This window comes from Hydrogenimonas sp. (genome assembly GCF_029933015.1).
Classification (GTDB): Bacteria; Campylobacterota; Campylobacteria; order Campylobacterales; family Hydrogenimonadaceae; genus Hydrogenimonas.
The window spans coordinates 1-4,572 of record NZ_JAOZOZ010000132.1; the positions used below are offsets into that span (position 1 = coordinate 1).

Consider the following 4,572-nt stretch of genomic DNA (forward strand, 5'->3'; position numbering starts at 1 on the left):
CATGGAAATAGTGATAGCACTCGCCCTCGTCGTTGTCGTCGGCGTACTTCTTTATAACACCCTCGTGGCCCGTCGCAACCAGTGCGACAACATCTTCGCCAGTATCGACGCATTGCTGAAAAAGCGCTACAACCTCATCCCCAATCTCGTGACGCTGATGAAAGAGTCGATGCAGTACGAGAAGGATCTGCTCGAAAAGGTGACCGAACTGCGTGCCAAAGCGATGCAACCGGGTCTGAGTCCCGAGCAGAAGATGGCCATCGCCGACGAGCTTACCCGGCCGCTGCACGGGCTGATGGTGGCGGTCGAAAACTATCCCGAACTCAGGGCGAACGATCAGATCATGCAGCTGATGGCCACACTCAACGAGATCGAGGAGCAGATCGCGGCGGCCCGGCGCGCCTACAACCAGGCGGTGACCGACTACAACAACGCCCGCCAGATGTTCCCCTCCTCGCTGATCGCCGGGTGGTTCCGTTTCGAGCCCAGAGAACTTTTCGAGATCCCCGAAACCCAGCGCGAAAATATCGATATCAAAGAACTGATGAAAAACCGACCCTGACGGATGAATCTCAAAACCTCCGATCTTCTCGATTTCTACTATGACGAGCTCTATCCGCAGCTACAGGTACTCGAAGAGGAGCGCAAAAAGGTCGGAAAGAAAATCCTGTGGGTCGTCGCCGTCATCGGCAGTCTGGCACTCTATCTGATCTGGTACACCCATGAAACGAGTGTCGATCTGGCGATAGCCATCGTGGCGATCGCGCTGGGAGCGGGATCGCTGGTCGTCAACTGGATCATGACGGGGTACCGTCGCAAATTCAAGCACAACATCTTCAGACAGATCGTCACCCGCATCGATCCGACACTGATCTACTCTCCCACAGGTATGGTTCCGAAGACCCTCTTTCAGCTGAGTGGTCTCTTCGACGAAGAGATCGACCACTACACCGGCAACGATCTGATCAAGGGAAAGATCGGAGAGACACCCATCGAATTTTCGGATCTGAAGGTGGAAAAAGAGAGTACCGATTCGAAAGGACGGAGACATCGGCATACGATCTTTTCGGGCACGTTCATCATGACGGAGTTTCACAAAAACTTCCGCCATACGGTGCGGGTCTATCCCGATGTGGCGGAGAAATATCTGGGGGTATTCGGCGGATGGCTGCAGGGCGTGGCCGACGGCAAACTGGTCCGGATGGACTCTCCGGCATTCGAAAAGGAGTTCAAAGTGATCGCCGACGATCCGGTGGAAGCCCACTATCTGCTAACCCCCAACATCATGGAAAAACTGGTGCTTTTGAAGAAAAAAGCCGACGCCCCTATCTACCTCTCCTTCAAACTCGACAAACTCTTCATCGCCATCGCCAACGGCGGCGCATGGTTCGAGCCGACCCTTTTCAAGTCGCTGCTGAGTCTCGATGTTTTCAAAAGCTACGTAGAAAATCTCGATCTCGTTCTCGGTATCGTCGAAGAACTCAATCTCAACCGCCGCATCTGGAGCAAATCTTAACCTTTCGTTTTGTAGAATAAGATTTCTATACACCGAACCCATCACGAAAAGAGAAGTAATGACAAACGAGGAAATGTTCATGGATGCGATGCATGCCCGTCACGCATGCAAGCTTTTCGACGAAAAGAGAAAGATTCCGCAGGAGTCGATGGAGACGATTCTCGAGATCGGCCGTCTGAGCCCCTCCTCCTTCGGCATGGAGCCGTGGAGATTTCTCGTGATTCGGGACCAGAGTCTCAAAGAGAGGCTTCGGCCTCTATGCTGGAACCAGCCTCAGATCACGACCTGCAGCGACCTGGTGGTCATCAAGACGATCATCTCCCCCCTGGCACCGGGCAGCCGCTACAGCCGGGAGATGCTCGACAGAAAAGGGCTGCCCCCAGAGAAGATGCAGGCCTATTACGACAAATACGACAGGTTCGTTACGGAAAAGATGGTCAGGGAGGGGCTCTTCGCCTGGGGCGCGAAACAGTGCTATATCGCGGCCGCGAACATGATGACCGGAGCCGCGGCGATGGGTATCGACAGCTGTGCCATCGAAGGACTCGAAAAGGAGAAAGTCGAAGCGGTGCTCGATATGGATGTGGCCAAAGAGGAGCTGGCGCTGATGATCGCTTTCGGGTATCGCGTGAAGGAACCTTCCAAAAAGCTCAGACTGCCCCTCGAGAGAATCGTGGAGTATATCTGACGAAGAGAGGGAGCGTCCGCTCCCCTCTTCTCATGCGGGATCAGAAGTCCCAGACGAGACCGAAGTAGACACCCTCGATATCGATGTCGGCATCGGTATCTTCGACATCGTCGAGTTTGACCTTCTGCCAGCGGTAGCCCACTTCCGCGCCCAGCCCCATGGCCAGGGTATAGCGCAGATCTCCCTGAACGTCGTAGAGCGTGCTGCCGTCGTAGGTGACCCAGTTGCCTTCCGCGCCGACGGAGAGGCCTTCGAGGAAGGGCATGGGCCAGCGGAAGTTGCCGTAAAGCAGCGGTACGACGAAATCGATGTCGCTGCTGTCGCTGATATTGCCGCTTTTGTCGCTGACTTTGACGTATCCGTCGAGATATCGGACGGTCAGGCCCAGGTCGAGATCGACGACCGTGTCGACGAGCTCGTAGTAGAGCGTGGCGTCGTAACTGTCGAGCTCCGCTTCCGAATGGATGTCGGTTCCCACGGTGAACGTCTCGTCGCCGAAGGTGAACTCTCTGTCGATCCGTCCGTCCCCGTCCGTCTCCGTATGGACATAGCCGAGTCTGATGTTGGGAAGAAGCGGAATGGGATGTTCCAGTTTCGCCCGCAGATAGATATCGGTCTGCTCGTCGAGATTCAGATCGTCGTCGGCGTCCACCTTGCTCTGATCGTCGGGTATGTCGTTGGGGTATTTGATCCACCCGCTGGGATCGTGGTACCAGCCTCCGACGGCGATTTCGCCGCCGATCGTGTCGGCCGAAGCGGTCATGGTCCCCAGTGTCAGCAGGGCGGCTGCGGCCAAAGAGAGATGCTTTTTCATTATCGAACCTTTCCTCTGTCGTTTTTTATGCATGAAAATATCGGCGTTTTTCCCGAAAAAGTGAGAGCTAGAGCCTGTTTTTGACATTCTTTTCGAGTAATAATACCAAAAAAGCCGTCAGTGCGATGCCGCTTTCGAAAAGAAAGAGATGGGGGCCGTAGATCTTTCCGGCCACCACCGCCCCCACGAAACCGCCCAGACCGTAGGAGATACCCAGAAAGAACTGCTGGGCCAGCGCCTTGCGCCGGTAGAGGGTGTGCAGCAGGGTGATGGCCGTGGTGTGGTAGAGGGCGAAGCTGAGGGCGTGAAGACTCTGGGCCGCGAAAGTGACCGGCAGCGAATCGGGGAAGAGCCACAAAAGCGCCCAGCGCACCGACGTGACGAAGATGGTGACTTTGAGGATCGTGTGGAGGTCACGCTGCAGCAGAGGCCCCTGAAAATAGAACATGACGATTTCGCAGATTACACCGAAGCTCCAGAGCCAGCTGGTGGTCTCCAGCGAGATACCGTGGGCCGTCTCGTAGATCGTGAAGAAGTTGTAGAAGCCTCCGAAACTCACCTGCATCAGAAAAAAGGCGCTCCAGAGCGGCCAGTGCCGCAGCAGATCGAAATCGCTACCGTCGCCTGGCGTGTCGGCGTGGGCGTGGGCACGGTCGGCGAAGACGATGGCCGCGCCCAACAGCGCCGTCGTCAGAATCGTGGCGGAAAGATACACCACGGCGTCGTAGGGGCTTTGGAGCACCTTCCCCAGCCACAGGGCGATGGCGATGAACCCCACCGAACCGAAAAGCCGGGCCCGTCCGTAGGTTTTTCTATCCAGGCTCTCCAGCGCCCTGGTTTCGACGAAAGGGAGTGTCACGCTCATGGCGGCCCCGAACAGCAGATTGACCCCAAGAAGCGTCCAGAAAGTAGAGAGTGCGGGGTAGAAAAGGAGCACCGCCACGCTCATGAGGCCCAGCGCGCCGAGAAAGGTGCGGTCGTCGAGTTTCAGATGGCGCAGGAAGAGAAACGGGGCGAAGAAGCGCATCAGCGGCGAAGCCGAAAGGAGAATACCGATCTGCAGGCTCGAATAGCCCGCCATCTGGAGCGCTTTGGGGAAAAAGATGACATAGACGCCGACGGCGGCGAAATAGAAGAGATAGAAAGCCGAAAGTCGCCAGAACATCAGCGGGGTCGATAGACGATGCAGGTACCGGAGACGAGGTCGTGCAGCCCCTCTTTCGTTTTGAGCAGATAGGGCAGGAACATCCCCAGAAAAGAGAGAATGGCCGTCTGAAGCATCACGTAGCGGATGACGAGTTTGACCAGACCCGGCTTTTCGCCCGTCTGGGTGTCGACGAGGTAGAGATCGTAGGCTTTCATCCCCGGGGTCTGGGCTTTGAGGGCCCAGAAAGCCAGCGTGACCGCGAAATGGGCGACGAGGATGATCAGCCACCCCTGCCCCATATGCTCCCTGAACCCTTCACGATCCCCCATCACGAGATAGATGACGATATAGAGGATCGGCATGACGATCATGAACGTGTCGGTCAAAAAGGCTTTGAGGCGAAGCGT

The 4,572-nt window shown here is 56.3% G+C and carries 6 protein-coding genes; 3 read left to right on the forward strand and 3 right to left on the reverse strand.

Features of this window, described 5'->3' with window-relative positions; translation table 11 throughout:
- Position 1: 1 nt before the first annotated feature.
- Genes Q1K23_RS07970 through Q1K23_RS07980 form a run of 3 tightly spaced genes read left to right on the forward strand, consistent with a single transcriptional unit; the run spans position 2 to position 2,204 of the window.
- Entirely contained in the window at positions 2-562 is a 561-nt protein-coding gene (locus Q1K23_RS07970) for a LemA family protein (protein ID WP_300363642.1), read from the forward strand.
- 3 nt (positions 563-565) lie between these two features.
- Positions 566-1,516, forward strand: a complete 951-nt coding sequence (locus tag Q1K23_RS07975) for a DUF3137 domain-containing protein (RefSeq protein ID WP_300363644.1) — start codon at positions 566-568, stop codon at positions 1,514-1,516.
- A 58-nt stretch (positions 1,517-1,574) separates the two neighbouring features.
- Positions 1,575-2,204: an NAD(P)H-dependent oxidoreductase gene (locus tag Q1K23_RS07980; protein ID WP_300363645.1), complete on the forward strand. Its 630-nt coding sequence runs from the start codon at positions 1,575-1,577 to the stop codon at positions 2,202-2,204.
- 40 nt (positions 2,205-2,244) lie between these two features.
- Here the strand turns inward: Q1K23_RS07980 and Q1K23_RS07985 are convergent, their stop codons facing one another.
- From Q1K23_RS07985 to Q1K23_RS07995, 3 genes are all read right to left on the reverse strand, one after another.
- Entirely contained in the window at positions 2,245-3,018 is a 774-nt protein-coding gene (locus Q1K23_RS07985) for a TIGR04219 family outer membrane beta-barrel protein (protein WP_300363647.1), read from the reverse strand.
- Between the two features lie 67 nt (positions 3,019-3,085).
- Positions 3,086-4,183, reverse strand: a complete 1,098-nt coding sequence (locus Q1K23_RS07990) for an MFS transporter (RefSeq protein WP_300363648.1) — start codon at positions 4,181-4,183, stop codon at positions 3,086-3,088.
- A partial coding sequence (locus Q1K23_RS07995; RefSeq protein ID WP_300363649.1) for an RDD family protein occupies positions 4,183-4,572 on the reverse strand: 390 nt, incomplete at its 5' end. The genes Q1K23_RS07995 and Q1K23_RS07990, both read right to left, overlap by 1 nt.

Bases quoted from the DNA above. Each gene is read 5' to 3' on its own strand.
- Q1K23_RS07970 (WP_300363642.1), top strand. From the start codon at position 2: ATGGAAATAGTGATAGCACTCGCCCTCGTCGTTGTCGTCGGCGTACTT.
- Q1K23_RS07975 (WP_300363644.1), top strand. From the start codon at position 566: ATGAATCTCAAAACCTCCGATCTTCTCGATTTCTACTATGACGAGCTC.
- Q1K23_RS07980 (WP_300363645.1), top strand. From the start codon at position 1,575: ATGACAAACGAGGAAATGTTCATGGATGCGATGCATGCCCGTCACGCA.
- Q1K23_RS07985 (WP_300363647.1), bottom strand. From the start codon at position 3,018: ATGAAAAAGCATCTCTCTTTGGCCGCAGCCGCCCTGCTGACACTGGGG.
- Q1K23_RS07990 (WP_300363648.1), bottom strand. From the start codon at position 4,183: ATGTTCTGGCGACTTTCGGCTTTCTATCTCTTCTATTTCGCCGCCGTC.